This window comes from Lysobacter sp. Soil_C_15, from assembly GCF_057657315.1.
This window is the reverse complement of sequence record NZ_JBDGIR010000001.1, coordinates 893,069-910,569: the sequence shown is the minus strand read 5'-3', so window position 1 is coordinate 910,569 and position 17,501 is coordinate 893,069. Positions and strand designations below refer to the sequence as shown.

Annotated in this window: 16 protein-coding genes; 13 read left to right on the top strand and 3 right to left on the bottom strand. The window is 72.0% G+C overall.

Going from position 1 to position 17,501, the window contains the following annotated elements:
- Positions 1-99 precede the first annotated feature (99 nt).
- Positions 100-1,887 carry an ExeM/NucH family extracellular endonuclease gene (locus AC3A57_RS03940; RefSeq protein WP_487577671.1) on the bottom strand — a complete coding sequence of 596 codons (1,788 nt, stop codon included), beginning with the start codon at positions 1,885-1,887 and terminating at the stop codon, positions 100-102.
- A 207-nt stretch (positions 1,888-2,094) separates the two neighbouring features.
- Positions 2,095-2,610, bottom strand: coding sequence for a c-type cytochrome (locus tag AC3A57_RS03935; protein ID WP_487577670.1), 516 nt, complete (start codon positions 2,608-2,610; stop codon positions 2,095-2,097).
- Positions 2,611-3,045: 435 nt separating this feature from the next.
- On the opposite strand from AC3A57_RS03935, the gene AC3A57_RS03930 reads away from it, so the two are divergent.
- From AC3A57_RS03930 to pabB, 10 genes are all read left to right on the top strand, one after another.
- On the top strand, positions 3,046-3,462 hold the full coding sequence (locus AC3A57_RS03930; protein ID WP_221670605.1) for a YjfI family protein: 417 nt from the start codon (positions 3,046-3,048) through the stop codon (positions 3,460-3,462).
- Positions 3,459-4,223, top strand: a complete 765-nt coding sequence (locus AC3A57_RS03925) for a PspA/IM30 family protein (RefSeq protein WP_487577669.1) — start codon at positions 3,459-3,461, stop codon at positions 4,221-4,223. The genes AC3A57_RS03930 and AC3A57_RS03925 overlap by 4 nt, the downstream gene beginning before the upstream one ends.
- Positions 4,224-4,599: 376 nt before the next feature.
- Positions 4,600-5,649, top strand: coding sequence for a potassium channel family protein (locus tag AC3A57_RS03920; RefSeq protein WP_487577668.1), 1,050 nt, complete (start codon positions 4,600-4,602; stop codon positions 5,647-5,649).
- A 45-nt stretch (positions 5,650-5,694) separates the two neighbouring features.
- Positions 5,695-6,360, top strand: a complete 666-nt coding sequence (locus tag AC3A57_RS03915) for a DUF2491 family protein (protein WP_487577667.1) — start codon at positions 5,695-5,697, stop codon at positions 6,358-6,360.
- A 37-nt stretch (positions 6,361-6,397) separates the two neighbouring features.
- Entirely contained in the window at positions 6,398-6,805 is a 408-nt protein-coding gene (locus AC3A57_RS03910) for a DUF350 domain-containing protein (protein ID WP_221670601.1), read from the top strand.
- Positions 6,806-6,813: 8 nt separating this feature from the next.
- Complete coding sequence (locus AC3A57_RS03905; protein WP_487577666.1) at positions 6,814-7,425, top strand: DUF1190 domain-containing protein; 612 nt, start codon at positions 6,814-6,816, stop codon at positions 7,423-7,425.
- A gap of 50 nt (positions 7,426-7,475) precedes the next feature.
- Complete coding sequence (locus tag AC3A57_RS03900) at positions 7,476-8,663, top strand: glutathionylspermidine synthase family protein (protein WP_487577665.1); 1,188 nt, start codon at positions 7,476-7,478, stop codon at positions 8,661-8,663.
- 249 nt (positions 8,664-8,912) lie between these two features.
- The gene (locus AC3A57_RS03895; protein ID WP_487577664.1) at positions 8,913-10,556 is read left to right on the top strand and encodes a M4 family metallopeptidase; all 1,644 of its coding nucleotides are present in this window, start codon (positions 8,913-8,915) and stop codon (positions 10,554-10,556) included.
- 280 nt (positions 10,557-10,836) lie between these two features.
- Complete coding sequence (locus AC3A57_RS03890; RefSeq protein ID WP_487577663.1) at positions 10,837-11,601, top strand: 4'-phosphopantetheinyl transferase family protein; 765 nt, start codon at positions 10,837-10,839, stop codon at positions 11,599-11,601.
- A 50-nt stretch (positions 11,602-11,651) separates the two neighbouring features.
- Positions 11,652-13,844 carry an aminodeoxychorismate synthase component I gene (pabB, locus tag AC3A57_RS03885; protein WP_487577662.1) on the top strand — a complete coding sequence of 731 codons (2,193 nt, stop codon included), beginning with the start codon at positions 11,652-11,654 and terminating at the stop codon, positions 13,842-13,844.
- Here pabB and AC3A57_RS03880 read toward each other — a convergent pair.
- Positions 13,822-14,580 (bottom strand): hypothetical protein, encoded by a 759-nt coding sequence (locus tag AC3A57_RS03880; RefSeq protein WP_487577661.1) that lies wholly within the window; start codon positions 14,578-14,580, stop codon positions 13,822-13,824. The genes pabB and AC3A57_RS03880 overlap by 23 nt on opposite strands.
- Before the next feature lie 324 nt (positions 14,581-14,904).
- On the opposite strand from AC3A57_RS03880, the gene AC3A57_RS03875 reads away from it, so the two are divergent.
- From AC3A57_RS03875 to AC3A57_RS03865, 3 genes are all read left to right on the top strand, one after another.
- Positions 14,905-15,516 carry a response regulator transcription factor gene (locus AC3A57_RS03875; protein WP_487577660.1) on the top strand — a complete coding sequence of 204 codons (612 nt, stop codon included), beginning with the start codon at positions 14,905-14,907 and terminating at the stop codon, positions 15,514-15,516.
- Positions 15,517-15,775: 259 nt separating this feature from the next.
- On the top strand, positions 15,776-16,972 hold the full coding sequence (locus AC3A57_RS03870; protein ID WP_487577659.1) for an ATP dependent DNA ligase: 1,197 nt from the start codon (positions 15,776-15,778) through the stop codon (positions 16,970-16,972).
- Between the two features lie 228 nt (positions 16,973-17,200).
- Positions 17,201-17,392, top strand: a complete 192-nt coding sequence (locus tag AC3A57_RS03865) for a hypothetical protein (protein WP_487577658.1) — start codon at positions 17,201-17,203, stop codon at positions 17,390-17,392.
- The last annotated feature ends 109 nt before the right edge of the window (positions 17,393-17,501 follow it).

The following is a 17,501-nucleotide window of genomic DNA, read 5'->3' as shown; positions in this document are numbered from 1 at the left end:
CGGGGCGCCGCCGGCGAGGTGTTACGGCGCCGTGTAGCCCGCGCCGATCGGCCCGCTGCGGCGCGGCTTGCGGGCGAACCGGGCACGCCCGGCGGCGATTCAGCGCGCCTGCAGATCGAAGCCGAGCAGCATCGGATCGTGGTCGGAGCTGCGCCACGGGCCGGTACCGCCGTCGCGATAGCCGGCCTGGTCGGGTTCGGCGGCGTTGACGTGCCACTCGGCCGCGCCGCGCAGGCGCTGCGCCAGCGCCGGCGACAGCAAGGCGTGGTCGAGCCGGCCGAGTTCGCCGCGATACACATAGCTATGCGGCGCCTCGACGCCGGCGACCGCGAACGCATCGCGCCAGCCGGCCGCATACAGCGCGCGCAGCGGCGCTTCCTGCGCGTACGCGTTGAGGTCGCCGACGATCAGGTTCAGGTCGCCGCCGCTGGCGGTGGGGTCGCGTTGCAGCCAGGCGTCGAGCCGGCGCGCGGCGTCGACCCGCGACGCGTTCCAGCACGAGGCGCCGTCGCCCTGGTCGCGGTCGGCGCCTGTCGCGTTGCCGCAGCCTTTGGACTTGAAGTGATTGGCCGCGACCACGAACGCCGGGCCGCGCGCGCCGCCCGGGCCCAGCGCCTGGAAGGCCTGCGCCATCGGCACCCGCGCCAGCGGGCCGAACGGGTCTTGCTGCAGGGTCGCGGCGACGCCCTTTGCGGCTACCCGTTGGCCGCGGTAAATCAGGCCGACCCGGATCGGGTTGTCGCCCGGGCCCAGTTGGGACGGCGCGCAGGGCTGCTTGCACGGCGCGGCGAAGCGCCAGTCCTGGGCGCCGCCGACCGCGGCGTCGGCGCGGTCGAGCGCGGCGACCAGGGCGGCGAGGGTGGAATCGGGGCCGTAGCCGTCGTTCTCCAGTTCCATCAGCGCGGCGACGTCGGGATCGAGCGCGTGGATGGTCGCGACCAGCTTGTCCAGCTGGGCCTGGTACTCGGCCAGGGTGCGCGCGCCGCGCGGGGTCGGAAAGCCGCCGCCGCGGCCGTCGCCGTTGAACAGGTTCTCCAGATTGAACGCGGCGATGCGCAGCTCGCCGGCGACCAGCGGCGGCGCCGGGCGCGGCGCCGCGTGCAGCGCCGGCGCGGCGTCGAGTTGCAGCGTCGCGCCGTCCTCGCCGGGCACGACCACGCCTTGCGCGCCGTCCAGGCGGCTGCCGCTGCGCGCGGCGAATGCGGCCGCGCCGAGCGCGGCGTCGTCGCCGCGCAGCCACAGGCGCCGGCGCGCGTTGTCGGCGGCGACCGCGCGCGCGGCCTCGCTGCCGGGCTCGGCGCGTTCGGTCGGCTGCCACAGCGGACCGTCGAAGGAGACCCGCAGGGCGCCGCGCTTGCGATCGCCCTCGGCCAGGGTCAGCGGCGCGGCGATGCGCACGCGCATGCCCTCCAGCCGGTTCCAGTCCGGCGCCTGCGCGATCGCGACCGGCGCCAGTCGCGCCAGCGCTTTGCTCGCACGCGCCGGCAGCGGTTCGACCCGCTGCACGGCGAGCGCGGTCAGGGTCGAACCGTGGCCGCGCGGCGTTTCGAACACCCGGCCGTGGACGCGCACGCTTTGTCCGGGCGCGAGCGCGGCGACCGCCGGGCCGGTGATCCAGATCGCGTCGGAGCTGGCCTCGTCGCCGTCGCCGCCGTCCTGCAGCAGCCAGCCGGACGCGCCGTCGGCGCCGGCCAGGGCGGCGTTGATGCGGCCTTCCACGGTCGCTTCGCGGCCGGCCCAGGCGCTGGCCGTCGCGCGGCCCTGGATCGTGCCGACGGCGATCGCGCCGAGGCCCGGCTGGGCGGAAGGCGTTCGGCTCGGCGCGCCGGCGCAGGCGGCCAGCAGCAGGCAGGGCGCGAGCGCGCAGACGGAACGGGAATGCAGCATGGCGAGACTCGGGGCGGGCCGGGACAGCCGGCATTATCGACAGCGCCGCGGCCGCGCGTCGCGTGCCGGCGGGCGGCGAAGGGTTCGCACTCGGGCGGTCGGCGCCGGCGACCGGTCGGCGGCGCCGGTCGCTCAGGCCCGGCCCGGAACGCGAAACGCCGCCCGAAGGCGGCGTTTCGCGACAGCGCGGCGGGTCGGCCGACGCGATTACTTGATGTTCGACAGCATCCAGTCGACCGTGGCCACGACCTGGTCGTTGGTCAGGGCCGGGTTGCCGCCCTTCGGCGGCATCACCCCGGCGCTGCCGGTGAAGCCTTCGATGGCGTGCTTGTGCAGCGTGTCCTTGCCCTTGGCGATGCGCGGGCCCCAATGCGAGGCGTCCAGGGTCGGCGCGCCGCCGGCGCCGGACTTGTGGCAGCCCGCGCACAGGCTGTCGTAGATCACCTGGCCGTCGAGGGTGCCGCCGTAAGCGACCTGCGAGGCGGCCTTGGCCGCGGCCGCGGCGACCGCGGCCTGCTGCGAGGCGGCGCCGGTCGCGCCGGCGTAGACCGCGCCGACCGGGCCGATGCGGTTCTGCGTGCGCTGCGCGGCGCGCGGATCGACTTCCGCCGGCAACTGCTTGTGGACGAAGTAGGCGGCGATCATCAGGCCGAGGGTGACCAGCATGAGGAAGCCGATCACCATCGAGAATTTCTTCAGGAATTCCAGGTCGTAATTGCGCACGATCCACCTATTGCGTGCGTCCGCGAGGGCGCACCTGAGCCATCGACGTGGCCGTACCGGGGATCGGCGCGGCCGCTGCGGACCCGCCCCTGGACGAGCCCGCCGACCGTTGCCTTGCGGGCAGGGATCGCGGGCCGGGAATGCCGGTCGGGTAGTTCCGCCGGACAGTTTAGCCCAATCGCGGCGACCTGCGACCGGGCGCCGCAGGGGCCGTCGAGCCTCGTCGCGACGCCCATCCCACTCGCCGCTGCGGCCGGCGCGCGGGACTTGTGCGCCTTGCGTCGGTCATCGCCGGCCCCTATAACCGTTTCCGATCCACGAGCACGGTCACGGACGATGATCGCAGGGCCAGGGTCGGGCCGCCGCCGGCGCCCGCGCCGCCCGCGACCCGGACGCGCGCCGCGCCCGTACGCCACCCCCACAAGGACCGCCCTAATGTCCCGCTGGACCACGCAAGAACTGTTGACCCGATTGGCCGCCTCGTTCGGTGCCGAAAACGTCGAGGAAGTGCCGACCGCCGATGCGGCGATCCAGATCACCCTGCCGGAAGCCGGCGACCTCGGCGTCACCATCGCCCTGACCGACCGCGAGATCTTCGTCTCCACCCCGCTGGTCGAGGCCGCCCAGGTCCGCGACGCGGCCGGCTTCAACGAAGCCTGCCTGCGCCTGAACCCGATCAACCCGCTGTCCAATCTCGGCCTGACCACGATCAACGACCGCGACGTCTATATCGTGTTCGGCGAAATGGCGCCGGACTCGACCGCCGAGCAGGTCGAGCTGGAAATCCGCACCCTGGCCGACAACGCGATCGACGCGGTCGAGGCCCTCAAGTCCTATCTGGTGAGCGCATGAGCCTGCTGCAGAAAATCCTGACCCTGTTCCGCGGCACCGCCCATGAGGCCGGCCAGGCCGTGGTCGACGCCAACGCGCTGAAGATCCTCGACCAGGAAATCCGCGACGCCGGCAACGAGCTGATCCGCTCCAAGGAAGAGCTGACCAAGGTCATGGCCCAGCGCCAGCTGCAGGCCAACCGCAGCAAGGACCGCTTCGCCAAGAAGGCCGAGTACGAGACCTACATCGCCGGCGCTCTGCGCCAGGGCAACGAGCAGCTGGCGCGCGAAGTCGCCGAGCGCCTGGCGACGGTCGAGACCGACCTGAAGAACGACGAGCAGACCATCGCCAACTACGACGCCAGCATCACCCAGCTCAAGACCGCGATCACCGCGACCGAGCGCAAGCTGGCCCGGGTCAAGCAGCAGGTCGACACGGTCAAGGCCACCGAGGCGGTGCAGCGCGCCCAGACCGCGGTCGCCGCGCGCCATTCCGGCGCCACCGGCAAGGTCACCACCGCGCTGGATTCGCTGGAGCGCATCCAGCAGCGCCAGGCCGAGCGCGGCGCGCGCCTGCAGGCGGCGGCGCAGCTGGAGTCGGAGAGCGGCGACGGCGACCTCAACGCCAAGCTGGCCAACGCCGGCCTGCTGCCGGAATCGACCAGCGTCGACAACATCCTCGAGCGTTTCCGCGAGAAGCCGGTGCAGCAGCTGAGCCACGAGCCGCTGTCGCTGCCGGCGGTGGAGATCAAGGACGCCGAGCACGTCGAGCGCAAGAACTGAGTTCGCAGCCGGCGGCCGGATGCCGCCTGCCCCGACCTCCCGCGCTTGCCCCTCGTCCCCGCGCAAGCGGGGATCCAGGGCATCATCGCTCCCCGGATCGGCAGCTCTTGCTCGTCATTCCCGCGCAAGCGGGAATCCAGGGCATCATCGCGGCACGAGTTGGAAGTCTCCGTATCCCCGCCTGCACGGGGACGACGGACTGAAGGAGGTCGGCGCAGCCGATCGTTCGCCGTAGTCGCAGCAACCGTAACCGCAGTCATGATCGCGACCGCGGCCGCAATAGCAGCGGACCGGATTACGGGCGCCGGCGAACCGCTTCCCGCACCACGCTCCACCCGCACCGCCCCACACGGACGTCCCCAGGCACCCGCGCAGAATGATCGTCATCGGCAAGCTTTACCGTCTCGTCCGCGGCCACCTGCGACGGATCAGCTGGGGCGTGGTCGCGACCGCGCTGGCCCTGCACATGGGCCTGACCTGGCTGCTGCTGAGCTGGGCCGGCGAGGCCAAGCTGGTCGCCGCCGACGCCTTCGTCTACTACTACATGACCACCGCCAGCACGGTCGGCTACGGCGACCTGTCGCCGGGGTCGCCGGCCGGGCGCTTGGTCGTGGCCCTGTTCGTGATGCCGGGCGGAATCGCCCTGTTCGCCTCGGTGCTGGCCAAGACCAGCGCCAGCCTGCTGCATTTCTGGAAGCGCCATCAGATGGGCAAGATGAGTTACGACGACCTGCAAGGCCATACCGTGCTGATCGGCTGGCACGGACGCGAATCCGAGCGCCTGGTGCGGCTGCTGCTGGCCGACAGCCATACCGACGACGAGGGCATCGTCCTGCTCGCCGAAGGCCTGGGCGAGAATCCCATGCCGGACCAAATCCGCTTCGTCGCGGTCGACTCCTACGCCGACTGCGGCGAGTACCCGCGCGCCGCGCTGGCCGGCGCGGCGCGGGTGATCGTGCACGCCGCCGACGACGACCGCTCGCTGGCGGCCGTGTTCGCGGTCATGTCGCACCGGCCGGCCGCGCACGTGGTCGCGCATTTCGACGGCGCCGCCGCCGCCGCGCTGGTGCGCAGCCATTATCCGCACATCGAGTGCACGCGCCCGCTGCACGTCGACGTGATCGCGCGCGCGGCGCAGGACGCCGGCAGCTCGCTGGTCGCCGGCGAATGGCTCGGCGCCGGCGGCCCGACCCAGTTCAGCCTGCAGGTGCCGGCCGATGCCGCGCCGGTCCAGGCGGGCAAGCTGGCCGGCGCGTTCCGCGCCCAGTCGGCGCTGTGGGTCGGCTACCGCGACGGCCGCAGCGCCGCGCCGATACTCAATCCGCCCGATCATGTCGAGATCGCGCCGGGCACCTTGTTGTATTACCTTGCCGACGCGCGCATCGACGGCCGCCGCGTGCCCTGGTCCGCGCTGGCCGCGGGCTGAGCCGCCGCCGATGCGCATCGATACGGGCACTGCGAGGTTGAGGTCATGAGCTGGTTGAAGGGATTGTTCGGCGGCAACGACAAGGCGTCCGCGAAGCCGGCGCTGCCGTTCGCGCATCCGCTGCCGCTGGGGCTGCGGATCAACGGCAGGGTCGCGTTCGACACCCTGATGTATCGCGCCCATCCGCAGGCCTGGACCGCACAGCTGCCCGAGGGCCACCAGGGCATTCCCTGCTACGGCCACATCGATCTGGGCGGCGGCCACGCCCTGCACCGCTTCTACCTGGACGACGACGCCTACCTGCAGGTCAGCACCGCCAGCGGCCAGGTCGAGGGCATCAAGGCCTTCATGTTCCAGGAAACGGTGAACCCGCCCAACCAGGCCGCGTTCCAGCGCTTCATCCACGAGCACCCGCACCTGGGCGCGGACCGGATCGAATACGCCGGCCGCAGCTGGTACCGCGAATTCGGCGACGACGGGGCCGCGGCCAAGGTGCCTGCGGTGGTCTACGACGAAGTCCTGTACCGCCACGATCCGCCGCGCCGCGACGACGACCTGACCCATTACGCCATGCTCTACCGCCGCGAGGTGGCCGAGCTTGCGCGCGAGGAGTTCCTGCTGGTCACCGCCGAGGACTACGGCCCCAGCGAATTCGTCGTCACCTACGCGATCGGCCTGGACCTGACCACCGCCGACCTCGACATCACCTGAGCGCCCGCCGCTCGCACTTTCGCCTCAAGGGACCCTCATGGACGCTCCGATCACCGCCCACAGCTTCCTCAACTTCCTCGCCTACGCCGGCACCGGCATCGGCGTGCTGATCGCCGCCGCGGTGGCCGTGCTGCTGATCACCCCGCACCGCGAGCTGAGCCTGATCCGCGAGGGCAACGTCGCCGCCGCGACCGCGTTCTCCGGCACCCTGATCGGCCTGGCCCTGCCGCTGCATTCGGCGATCTCCAACTCGGTCAGCCTGATCGACGCGGCGATCTGGGGTGCGGTGTCGGTGGTGGTGCAGCTGCTGGCCTTCCTGCTGGCGCGGGTGGTGCTGCCCAAGCTGTCCCAGCAGATCAGCCTGAACCAGGCCGCCGCCGGCATCTTTTCCGCCGGCGTGTCGATCAGCGTCGGCCTGATCAACGCCGCCGCGATGACCCCGTGAGCGATGCCATGAACCCGACCCAGAGCAAGCGTTCGCGCCAGCTGCGGCTGGTGCTGATGGCGGCGGCCGTGCCGGCCGCGCTGACCGGCTGCGAGGACGAACCCAGCGGCAAGATCCTGACCGCGCGCGAAGAGTGCGCGGTGCAGACCGAAATCTCGGTCGCCGAATGCCAGGCCGCGTACGAGAAGGCGCTGGCCGACCACGCCAAGCTGGCGCCGCGCTTCGAAAGCGAGCGCGAATGCAACGACCAGTTCGGCGCCTGCCAGCCGGTGCCGCCGCAGTACGCCAACGGCAACCAGAACAGCTTCATGCCGCCGATGGCCGGCTTCCTGATCGGCTACGCCGTCTCGCAGGCGATGAACAGCGGCGGGGGCGGCTATTACTACGGCGTGCGCGGCGTCTCGCCGCTGTACCGCGACTACCGCGGCGGCGGCTACCTGCGCCCGGGCGGCGAATACGTCGGCAAGAGCAGCGGCATGGTCCGCGGCAAGTACGGCGACACCGCCCTACCGACCCGCGCGATGACCGTGTCGCGCGCCGGCTTCGGTTCCAGCGCCGCGGCGCGCGGCGGCTTCGGCGGCAGCCGCAGCAGCGGCAGCTCGCGCGGTTGGGGCGGCTGAGCGCCGCCCCCACTTCAACGCATCCGATCGAGCAGCGACGACCGCACCGAATGAAGCGCATCGCCACGACCCCGCGCCCTGACTGGCGCGAGCAGGCCCAGTCGCTGGGCTTCCATTTCCACACCATCGACGGCGCGCCGTACTGGGACGAGTCGGCGTACTACGCCTTCAGCCTGCGCCAGATCGAAGACGACATCGAACAGCCGACCCAGGACCTGCACGACTTGTCGATGGGCCTGGTCGACGAGGTGGTCGGCTCGGAAGAGCTGCTGCAGAAGCTGGCGATTCCGCCGCAGTACTGGGACTGGATCGCGGACTCCTGGCGCCGCCGCGAGCCGCACCTGTACGGGCGCATGGACCTGGCCTACGACGGCCGAGGTCCGGCCAAGCTGTACGAACTCAACTACGACACGCCGACCTCGCTGTACGAGGCGGCGTACTTCCAGTGGCTATGGCTGGAACAGGCCATCGCCGCGGGTACCCTGCGCGCCGGCAGCGACCAGTACAACCGGATCCAGGAACTGCTGATCGAAACCTTCGGCAGCCTGGCCCGCGACCAGCGCATCCTGACCCCGGTGCACTTCGCCGCGGTGGAAGGTTCGGCCGAGGACCAGGGCACGGTGCGCTATCTGCGCGACTGCGCCGAACAGGCCGGCGTCGACACCCTGGAGCTGAGCATCGAAGCCATCGGCCTGAGCGCCGAGGGCTGGTTCACCGATGCCGACGATCGGGTCATCCGCACCTTGTTCAAGCTGTACCCGCTGGAGTGGATGTTCGTCGAGGAGTACGGCGCCAAGCTCGCCGGCTCGCAGGTGCAGCTGATCGAACCGGCCTGGAAATCGATCCTCAGCAACAAGGGCGTGCTGCCGCTGTTGTGGCAGCGCCATCGCGGCCATCCGAACCTGCTCGAGGCGCATTTCGAGGACGATGCCGCGGCGCCGTTGCCGGCCGGCTGGGTGCGCAAGCCGCTGTTCTCGCGCGAAGGAGCCAACATCGAGCTGGTCACCGCCGACGGCCAGCGCCTGAGCAGCGACGGCCCCTATCGGGACGGCCCGACCATCCGCCAGGCGCACCACGCCCTGCCGCGTTTCGACGGCGCCGACGGCGCGCCGAACTACCCGTTGATCGGCAGCTGGGTGGTGGCCGACGTCGCCGCCGGCATGGGCCTGCGCGAGGACGCCGGCCCGATCACCCAGGACAGCTCGCGCTTCCTGCCGCACGCGATCGTCGAAGACTGATCCCGGGTTCGACGCCGGCGACCGGCGCCGTCGCCCGGGCGCGGCGCCGCGACGGGCCGCGATGCCGCCATACGCCGGCGCGTGGATTGAGCGAATTCCGCACTGCGGCCCAGTTCGGCCGTGATTGCGCCCGTGAAAGCCCGGGCCGCGATCCCTGGATGTATCGATGATCCGAGGGCGGGCCGGGCGGCCCGCCCGCGTCCGCATCGCGGACCGGCGCCTCGATCCATTCTCGGGAGTAAGGAAGCTATGCGACTCGAACCCAAGCGCAAGTCCCCGGCGACCCCCCTGGCGATCGCCGCCGCGTTGCTGGTCGCCGGCAGCGCCCACGCCGCCGACCTCAAGTCCGCCACCGCGGCGCAGGCGCGCGGCCTGATCGGCCAGCACCTGGCCACGGTCCAGGGCGCCGCCGGCGACGCCTTCCAGGTGCGCGACACCCTGATCGACCGCGACGGCACCGGACACGTGCGCTTCGAGCGCAGCTACCGCGGCCTGCGGGTGATCGGCGGCGACCTGGTCGCCAAGACCCAACGCGGCCAACTGCGCTCGGCGCAGCTGAGCCTGCGCAGCGCGCAGCGGCCCTCGCTGACGGCGCGGATCGGCCGCGACGCCGCCGCGATCGAGGCCGGCGCGCGCTTCGACGGCAAGCTCGCCCAGGTCCACCGCAACGAACTGGTGATCTACGCCCGCGGCGCCCAGCCCGTGCTGGCGTACGAAGTCGTCCTGCAGGGCGAAGACACCCGCAAGCACTCCGGCTTCGTCGCCTACTACGTCGATGCGATGAGCGGCAAGGTCCTCGACGCGCAGGACCAACTGCAGACCGCGGCCGCGGTCGGCACCGGCAAGACCTTCTACTACGGCAACCTCAGCATCGCCACCGACCAGAAGAGCGCGACCAAGTTCGACCTGATCGACACCACTCGCGGCAACGGCGCGGTCTACGACGCCAAGGGCGCGGCGATCTCGAACCTGTTCGACATCCTGTTCGCCACCTGGGGCGCGACCCTGTTCACCGACACCGACAACACCTGGGGCAACAACGCGCTCAGCGACCGCGCCACGGTCGCCACCGACATCCACTACGGGGTCGGCGCGACCTGGGACTACTTCAAGAACGTGCACGGCCGCAACGGCCTGTACAACGACGGCGTCGGCATCAAGAGCTACGCCCACACCAACTTCAAGCGCGCCGACGGCAGCACCACCGGCGTCAACGCGGCCTATTTCGCCCTGACCAAGGTGATGTTCTACGGCGACGGCGACGCCGCGCGCGGCTTCGGTCCGATCGTCGGCATCGACGTCGCCGGCCACGAGATGTCGCACGGGGTCAACGCCGCGACCGCCAACCTGGCCTATTCCGGCGACGCCGGCGGCCTCAACGAGGCCAATTCCGACATCTTCGGCACCCTGGTCGAGTTCTACGCCAACCATCCCAACGATCCGGGCGACTACCGGATCGGCGAAATCATGCGCCAAGGCGGCCTGGCCTTCCGCGACATGTACAACCAGGGCGCGGACGGCAAGTCGTTCAACTGCTACATCCCCGGCGGTTTCGATCCCGCCCAGGGCGCCGGCGGCGCGCACGATCCGCACTACACCTCCGGAGTCGGCAACCGTTTCTTCTATCTGCTCGCCGAAGGCGCGGTGGTGCCGGCCGGTTCCGGCCTGACCCCGGCCCAGCTGGTGTGCAATGGCGACACGTCCATCGCCGGCATCGGACGCGATAAGGCGGGCAAGATCTGGTATCGCGCGCTGACCACCAAGTTCACCTCCAGCACCAGCTACCCGCAGGCGCGGGCCGCGACCCTGGCCGCGGCGGCCGAACTGTACGGCGCCGGTTCGGCCGAACAGACCGCGGTGGCGCGGGCCTGGAGCGCAGCCGCGGTGAACTGAGGCGCGGGCGCCCGTCGACGGTGCGGCGGCCCGCTGCGGCGGGCCGCCGTACGGCGACGGAAACCTCGCGCGCGGTCGCAAGCGTGCGCACGGTCGCGGTCCGCAAGCGCGAAACCCGGCGCAGACGCTGCAGCCGGTGTTGCGCTATGCGATCCTGCCGGGCCGATCCGACGCGACCCCCGACGCGAACGAACCGACCCCGCATGAGCCAGCCCTGTCCGCCCGCTTCCCATTCGCCCTGTCCGCCCGCCGAGCGCCGTCGCGCGATGGGAGGGCGGCGATGAGCGCCGATGCCGCCGCGCTGGAGCCCGCCGTGGACGCGGCCGATCCGCAACCCGGCGACGACGGCTTCGTGTTCGACGCCGGCGCCTTCGCCTGCGTCGCCGCCGGCCGCGACCTCACCGGCTACGCCTGCCGCTTCCGCAGCGACGGTTACCGCGACGATCTGTTCGCCGCCTATGCGATCGCCTGGCCGGCGCAGCTCGACCGCGCCGTGGTCAAGCGGCGCAGCGACTACCTCGCCGGCCGGATCTGCGCGCGGCGCGCGCTGACCGCGCTTGGCCTGGCTGCGGTCGACGTACCGATCGGGCCGGATCGCGAGCCGGTCTGGCCGGCCGGAGTGATCGCTTCGATCTCGCACGCCGGCGACCGCGCCGTGTGCCTGGCCAGCGCCGACCCGCAGATCGTCGGCCTGGGCATCGACATCGAAGGCCGGCTGCCTCCGGGGATGGCCGCCGACATCCGCAACGAGGTCGTCGACGCGGCCGAATCGGCGGCGATCGAGGCCCATTTCGCCGATCCGGTGCAGGGCCTGGCGACGGTGTTCTCGGCCAAGGAAAGCCTGTTCAAGGCCTTGTTCCCGCAGGTCGGCGAATTCTTCGGCTTCGAGGCCATGCGCATCGCCGGACTGGCGCCGGGGCGGATCGAGTTCGCCGCGACCCAGAACCTGGCGGCGACGGTGCGCCAGGGCGACCGGTACGCGGTCGACTACCTGCTCGACGGCGAGGACGTGCGCACCGTGGCCTGCGTGCTGCGCCGCGACTGATCCGCCGACCGCACGGCCTGGCCGGCGCCGATCTGTACGACAATGGGCGGATGCGTTGCCTGTTGATCGACAACTACGATTCTTTCACCTGGAACCTCGCCGACCTGATCGGGACGGCGTTCGGCGAAGCCCCGGTCGTGGTGCGCAACGACGAATACGCCTGGCCCGAGCTGCGCGCGCGCGGCTTCGACTGCGTGGTGATTTCGCCCGGTCCGGGCCGTCCCAGCCAGCAGGCCGACTTCCACGTCTCGGCCCAGGCGATCGCCGAAACCGGCCTGCCCCTGCTCGGCGTCTGCCTGGGTTTCCAGGGCATCGCCCATGCTGCCGGCGCCCGCATCGTGCATGCGCCCGAGCCTTTCCACGGCCGCGCCAGCGCGGTGCACCACGACGGCGACGGGTTGTTCGCCGGCCTGCCGTCCCCGTTCCAGGCGATCCGCTATCACTCTCTGATCGCCGCCGCGCCGTTGCCGCCGGCGCTGGCCGCCACCGCCCACACCGACGACGGCCTGATCATGGCCCTGCGCCATCGCCGGCGGCCGCAGTGGGGCGTGCAGTTCCACCCCGAGTCGATCCTGACCGAGCACGGCCTGGCGATGATCGGCAACTTCCGCGACTTGGCCGCGCGCGCGCGCGGGCGGGCCTGGAGCGCGCCGACGCCGCCGGCCGCCCGCGCGGCGCCGGCGCCGTCCGCGCCGCCTGCGCCCGCGGCGCAGGCGCGGCTGCACTGGCGCGCGCTGGCGCCGGGGCTGGACCCGGAAGCGGTGTTCGGCGCGCTGTACGCGTCGCAGCCGCATGCGTTCTGGCTCGACAGCCAGAGCGCCGACCAGGCCGCCGAGCATTCGTTCATGGGCGCGGCCGAGGCCGGCGAGGTGCATGCCTACCGCCTGGCCGAGGACGATGCGGCCGGCAGCGCCGGCCAGGCCTGGCTGGCGCGGCTCGACCGGGACCTGGAAGGCACCCGTGTCGCCGGCGCCGAGGCCTTGCCGTTCGCGTTCTGCGGCGGCTACGTCGGCTATTTCGGCTACGAGATGCAGGCCTTGTTCGGCGGCGAGCGCCGGCCCGGTACCGAGGCGCCCGATGCTTTGTGGATGCGGGTGCGGCGGTTCGTCGCCTTCGACCACGCGCGCGGCGCGGCCTGGGCGGTCGCGATCGCCGATGCGGACGAGGGTCCGGCCGCGGCCGAGGCCTGGCTGGAGGCGACCGTGCTGGCGGCGCAAGCCACGCGCGGCGCGATCGGGGCGGCGCCGGTCGCCGGATCGGAGGCCGCAGAGCCGGCGCTCGCCGAAGCCGACGCCGCCGAAGCCGACGCCGCCGAAGCCGACGTCGCCGAGTTGGACGTCGCGATGGACCTGGGCCGCGACGACTACCTGGCCGCGATCGGCGAATGCCGCCGGGCCATCGTCGACGGCGAGTCCTACCAGGTCTGCCTGACCAATCACTTCCGCTTCCGCGCCGGGTTCGATCCCTACGCCCTGTACCGGCGCATGCGCCGCGGCAACGCGGCGCCGTTCGGCGCCTTCCTGCGCAGCGGCGCGCACAGCGTGCTCAGCACCTCGCCGGAACGCTTCCTGCGGGTGGACCGTGCGGGCCGGATCCAGACCAAGCCGATCAAGGGCACGATCCGGCGCGCCGCCGACCCGCACAGCGACGCCGAATACGCGCAGACGCTGGCCGACTCGCCCAAGGACCGGGCCGAGAACCTGATGATCGTCGACCTGATGCGCAACGACCTCAACCGGGTCGCGTTGCCCGGCTCGGTCGAAGTGCCGAAGCTGCGCGTGGTCGAGAGCTATCGCACCGTGCACCAACTGGTCAGCACGGTCGAAGCGGGCCTGCGACCGGACCGCAGCCTGATCGACCTGGTGCGCGCGACCTTTCCCGGCGGCTCGATCAGCGGCGCGCCCAAGCTGCGCACCCTGCAGATCATCGACCGGCTCGAACGCAGCCCGCGCGGCGTGTACTGCGGGTCGATCGGCTACCTGGGCTACCACCGCGTCGCCGATCTCAACATCGGCATCCGCACCCTGTCCTACGACGGCCGCGAGGCCGCGTTCGGCGCCGGCGGCGCGATCACCTACCTGTCCGATGCCCAGGCCGAGTTCGACGAGGTGCTGCTCAAGGCCGAGGCGGTGCTGCGTCCGGTGTGGGACTTCCTCGCCGGCGGCGCCGTCTACGACGCGCGCCTGAGCGGCGACCGCCTGCGCCTGAGCGCGGCCGCGGTCAGCGACGCAGCGCCAGACTGAGCGCGGCGGCCTGCGCCGCGCGGCCGCCCAGGCCGGCGGGCGGTGGGCCGCGCATCGCCCGACGCGCCAATCGCGCCTGGTCCCACTGCAGCGCGGCGATGTAATCCTGATAAGCCCTCATCCGCGCCTGCCAGTAGTCCAACTCGATCGCGCTGCGGGCCAGGAAGCGCTGCACTTCGTTGTCGTTGGCGGCCAAGTCGCCCGGGCTGTCGCGCACGCCGGCGCGCTGGCGTTCGATGTCCTGGAACTGCCGGCCGCGTTCGACCAGCGTCTTCAGCATCCGTACCGACTCGTTGTAGCGCGCGTTCTCGGCCAGCACCAGGCGCTGGCAGATCGCCTGTTGCTGGCGCGCGATCGGCGCGTTCAAATCGGGTGCGGCCTGGCGCAACACGCCGGGCGGGCGCTCGCGCACCTCGCCGCTGCGGTTCGGACACAGGTCGTCCATGCCGTAGTCGTCGGGGCGCGCGGCGAACTCGTCGCGCAACTGCGCCGGGGCGAAGTTCAGCCGGCGCAGGCCGACCAACTGCCGGCGGAAGTGGGCGACGGTCTCGCGCCAGCGTTGCGCCTGCTTGCCGAACTCGATCGCGTCCTTGCCGATGTGCTGGACCTGCGCGTTGTAGTTGCCCGGGTCGCTGACCACGACCTGCGCCGCGGCGGTCGGAACGCAGGCGGCGGCGAACACCGCCAGCGACGCAGCGGCGAAGCGTCGGTGCGCGAATCGGAGGAGCGTAGGCATGGCGGGTCTTTTCGATGCGAGTCGCGCGGCGGCGGTGCGATCGACTATCGCATGCCGCCGGATCGAGCAAATCGGGCGAAAACGCCGCGATTGCGCGCGTTCGGCCACGCGCGTGGACGTTCGCGCCGATAGCGCTACCTCGGGTTTCGCATGCGCGGCATGCTGCGCACATTCGCCGAATGTGTAGCAATAACCATTTTGATTCTTGCGCGACGGCGGACGACAATCCGCGCCCCAGGACGCGATACGGACGCGGCATCCGCCGCGGCGAAAACGGCAACGCGACCGCCTCGCCGGGTTCGGACATCGCGCAGCGAAGCAGTCATGATCCGAGTCCTCATCGTCGTCGACCTGCCCGTACTCGGCAGCGGCCTGCGTTCGATGCTCGAACGCGAGCCCGACCTGACCGTGACCGGGGAAATCGCGCCGGCGGCGTTGCGCACGCTCGGCGCCGCGCAGATCGACGCCGAACTGGCGTTGTGCGCGCTGGAGCACGGCGACAGCGACGGCGTTCGGGTGGTGCGCGATCTGTTGCGGCTGCGCGCGAGCCTGCGCCTGGTCTACTTCGCCACCGGCGAGGTCGCCGTGCCTGCGGCGCTGCTCGATGCCGGCGTGCACGGCTACCTCGCCCGCGGCAGCAACGCGCGCACGCTGGTTTACGCCCTGCGCCGCGTCGCCGGCGGCCACGACTACGTCGACGCGTCGATGCCGCGCAGCGTGCTGCTCGGGCTGTCGCCGTTCCGGCGCCTGAGCGCGCGCGAGCGCGAGGTGGCGATGCTGACCGTGCAGGATCACAGCACCCGCGCCATCGCCGAGTTGCTCGGCATCGACCAGAGCACGGTACGCACGGTGCGCTCGCGCGCCTATCGCAAGCTCGGCCTGCGCGGCGCGGTCGGCTTGAGCCGGCTGGCGGCCAAGCACGGTTTCGCCCAGTGAACGCCGACGCCTGGCCTCGCCGCCACGGCGCGGAACCGGCGTTCGCGCACGCGGTCTTCACACGGCGGCGATCTGCGGATCGATATGAACGATTCAGGCGCACGGCCGGTGCGGCGGACTCGCGCACGGCTGCGTCGCCTTGCGATTGCCGTCACGAACGCGGGCGCTGCGGCGCTGCATTGTGTGCCCGATGGACCGCGGTCGCTGCGGCTGCGGTCGGCGAAAACAAGCATCCGGGGGGCACTGCTTGCGTAGAGCATTGGACCGACTGGGACCGGACGAGCCGCGCCAGAACGATGGCGACGGCGGCGGGCGGCATGCCGATTTCGAGCCCCGGCCCGCACACCTGCACGAACGCGGCATCGCGCAGTCCCGCCTGCGCAGCCAGGCCGCGACGCGCCACGCGGCCGGCGCGCGGCCGGCGCCGATGGCGCGCTCGCGCGGCGAGGTCGACTGGAGCGAGATCGCCGCGACCCTGCTCGGCGCCCGTCGCGCCGGCCTGAACTGGCCGCCGGCGCCGCCGCAGCAGGCGGTGCTCGGCCGGGCCATGCCGACCGGCCCGCGCTGGCTGCACGAAATCCTGTGGAAAGGGCTGCGCCTGAGCGCGGTGGTGGTCGACGGCCGGGCCCGGCTGTGGACGCCCGACGGCGAGGAGCGCAGCGAGGACTATCCCGGCATCGTCCTGGCCCTGCAGCAATTGGGGCTGCAGCAGGCGCACCTGGACGGGGTGCTGATCGCCGATCCCGGCTTGCGCGAGCGCTATCGCACCGCCGCCCCCGGCGCCAGCCTGGAGCGGCGCCCGGCCTCGACCCTGATCCTGTTCGATCTGTTGCATGTCGACGGGGTCGATATCGAGCAATCGCCCCTGGTCGACCGCAAGACCGTGCTCGAGCTGATGCTGCGCCAGGCCCCGCGCGGCCTGGAATACGGCACCCACATCCTCGGCAGCGGCAAGGACGCGCTGGCGTTGGCGCTGAGCCAGCACCTGGAGGGGGTGATCTGCAAGCGCGCCTTCGGCCGCCACGTGCATGGGCCGAGCCCGGACTGGCGGCGGATCGGCCTGCTCCAGTTCGGTCAATTCGCGGTGGTCGGCTACACCCCGGCCGAGCCGGAGCGGCGCCGGCCGGCGACCCTGCTGCTGGGCCGCCCTAAGGGCCAGACCGGCTGGCGCTATGTCGGCCGGGTCGCGGTCGAGGCCGGCAGCGAATTCGAGCGCGAGCTGCTGCCGCGGCTGACCGCGGCGGCGCGGCGGCGGGTGACCTTCGGCCCCGACGTCGATCCGATCGAGGACGCGGTGTGGTGCAACCCGCGCCTGGTGGTCGAGGTGCGCAGCCATGGTCCGAACAGCAAGGGCCTGCTGCGCCAGCCGGGGCTGCAGGCCTGGCGGCGCGAGCGCAAGGTCGCCGACCTGCGCCTGCCGGCGTCGGCTCGTCGGCGTTCGCCGCGGCGCGGTTGAACGGGCCGCGCTGCGTCGGACGCGGTCGCCGCCGGCGGACGGGCTGAACGGACCGACCATGGGCCTGTCGGCACACGACAGGATGTGACGCACAGGCGTGCCCCTGTCCGCTGCGCGTCAGTTGTGTCCATGCCCGTGCAGCCGGCAGGCCCCGATACGCAAGGCTTTCGCCGATGGCATGATTTTTGTGACCAGTATCACTGAATGATGCTGCCAGCGAGGCCCCCCGTGGGCCGATGGACCAAAAAACCGGACGACGACGAAGGCGGGCGCAAGCCCTCGCGCGCCTCGGTGATCGCGCTGGCCTGCGCTACCGCCCTGGCGGTGGTCGCCGCGCTGCTGGCCAGCCGCAGTCAGGCCAGCGGCCCCATGCCGTCCCCTGCGCCCGCGGCGCACAGCCCAGCGGCCGGATCGCGCTGAGCGGCTCGCCGATCCCGCACCGAGCTGCCCGCTGGCCGAGGCAGGACGCTGAAGTCTGTGGATGCCCGCCTGCGCGGGCCTGACGGCTTGGGAGCGCGCAGCGAAACCC

What these genes read in the sequence shown, in the direction of transcription:
- AC3A57_RS03940 (WP_487577671.1), bottom strand. Translation starts at nt 1,887, where the DNA reads ATGCTGCATTCCCGTTCCGTCTGCGCGCTCGCGCCCTGCCTGCTGCTG.
- AC3A57_RS03930 (WP_221670605.1), top strand. Translation starts at nt 3,046, where the DNA reads ATGTCCCGCTGGACCACGCAAGAACTGTTGACCCGATTGGCCGCCTCG.
- AC3A57_RS03925 (WP_487577669.1), top strand. Translation starts at nt 3,459, where the DNA reads ATGAGCCTGCTGCAGAAAATCCTGACCCTGTTCCGCGGCACCGCCCAT.
- AC3A57_RS03920 (WP_487577668.1), top strand. Translation starts at nt 4,600, where the DNA reads ATGATCGTCATCGGCAAGCTTTACCGTCTCGTCCGCGGCCACCTGCGA.
- AC3A57_RS03915 (WP_487577667.1), top strand. Translation starts at nt 5,695, where the DNA reads ATGAGCTGGTTGAAGGGATTGTTCGGCGGCAACGACAAGGCGTCCGCG.
- AC3A57_RS03910 (WP_221670601.1), top strand. Translation starts at nt 6,398, where the DNA reads ATGGACGCTCCGATCACCGCCCACAGCTTCCTCAACTTCCTCGCCTAC.
- AC3A57_RS03905 (WP_487577666.1), top strand. Translation starts at nt 6,814, where the DNA reads ATGAACCCGACCCAGAGCAAGCGTTCGCGCCAGCTGCGGCTGGTGCTG.
- AC3A57_RS03900 (WP_487577665.1), top strand. Translation starts at nt 7,476, where the DNA reads ATGAAGCGCATCGCCACGACCCCGCGCCCTGACTGGCGCGAGCAGGCC.
- AC3A57_RS03895 (WP_487577664.1), top strand. Translation starts at nt 8,913, where the DNA reads ATGCGACTCGAACCCAAGCGCAAGTCCCCGGCGACCCCCCTGGCGATC.
- AC3A57_RS03890 (WP_487577663.1), top strand. Translation starts at nt 10,837, where the DNA reads ATGAGCGCCGATGCCGCCGCGCTGGAGCCCGCCGTGGACGCGGCCGAT.
- pabB (WP_487577662.1), top strand. Translation starts at nt 11,652, where the DNA reads ATGCGTTGCCTGTTGATCGACAACTACGATTCTTTCACCTGGAACCTC.
- AC3A57_RS03880 (WP_487577661.1), bottom strand. Translation starts at nt 14,580, where the DNA reads ATGCCTACGCTCCTCCGATTCGCGCACCGACGCTTCGCCGCTGCGTCG.
- AC3A57_RS03875 (WP_487577660.1), top strand. Translation starts at nt 14,905, where the DNA reads ATGATCCGAGTCCTCATCGTCGTCGACCTGCCCGTACTCGGCAGCGGC.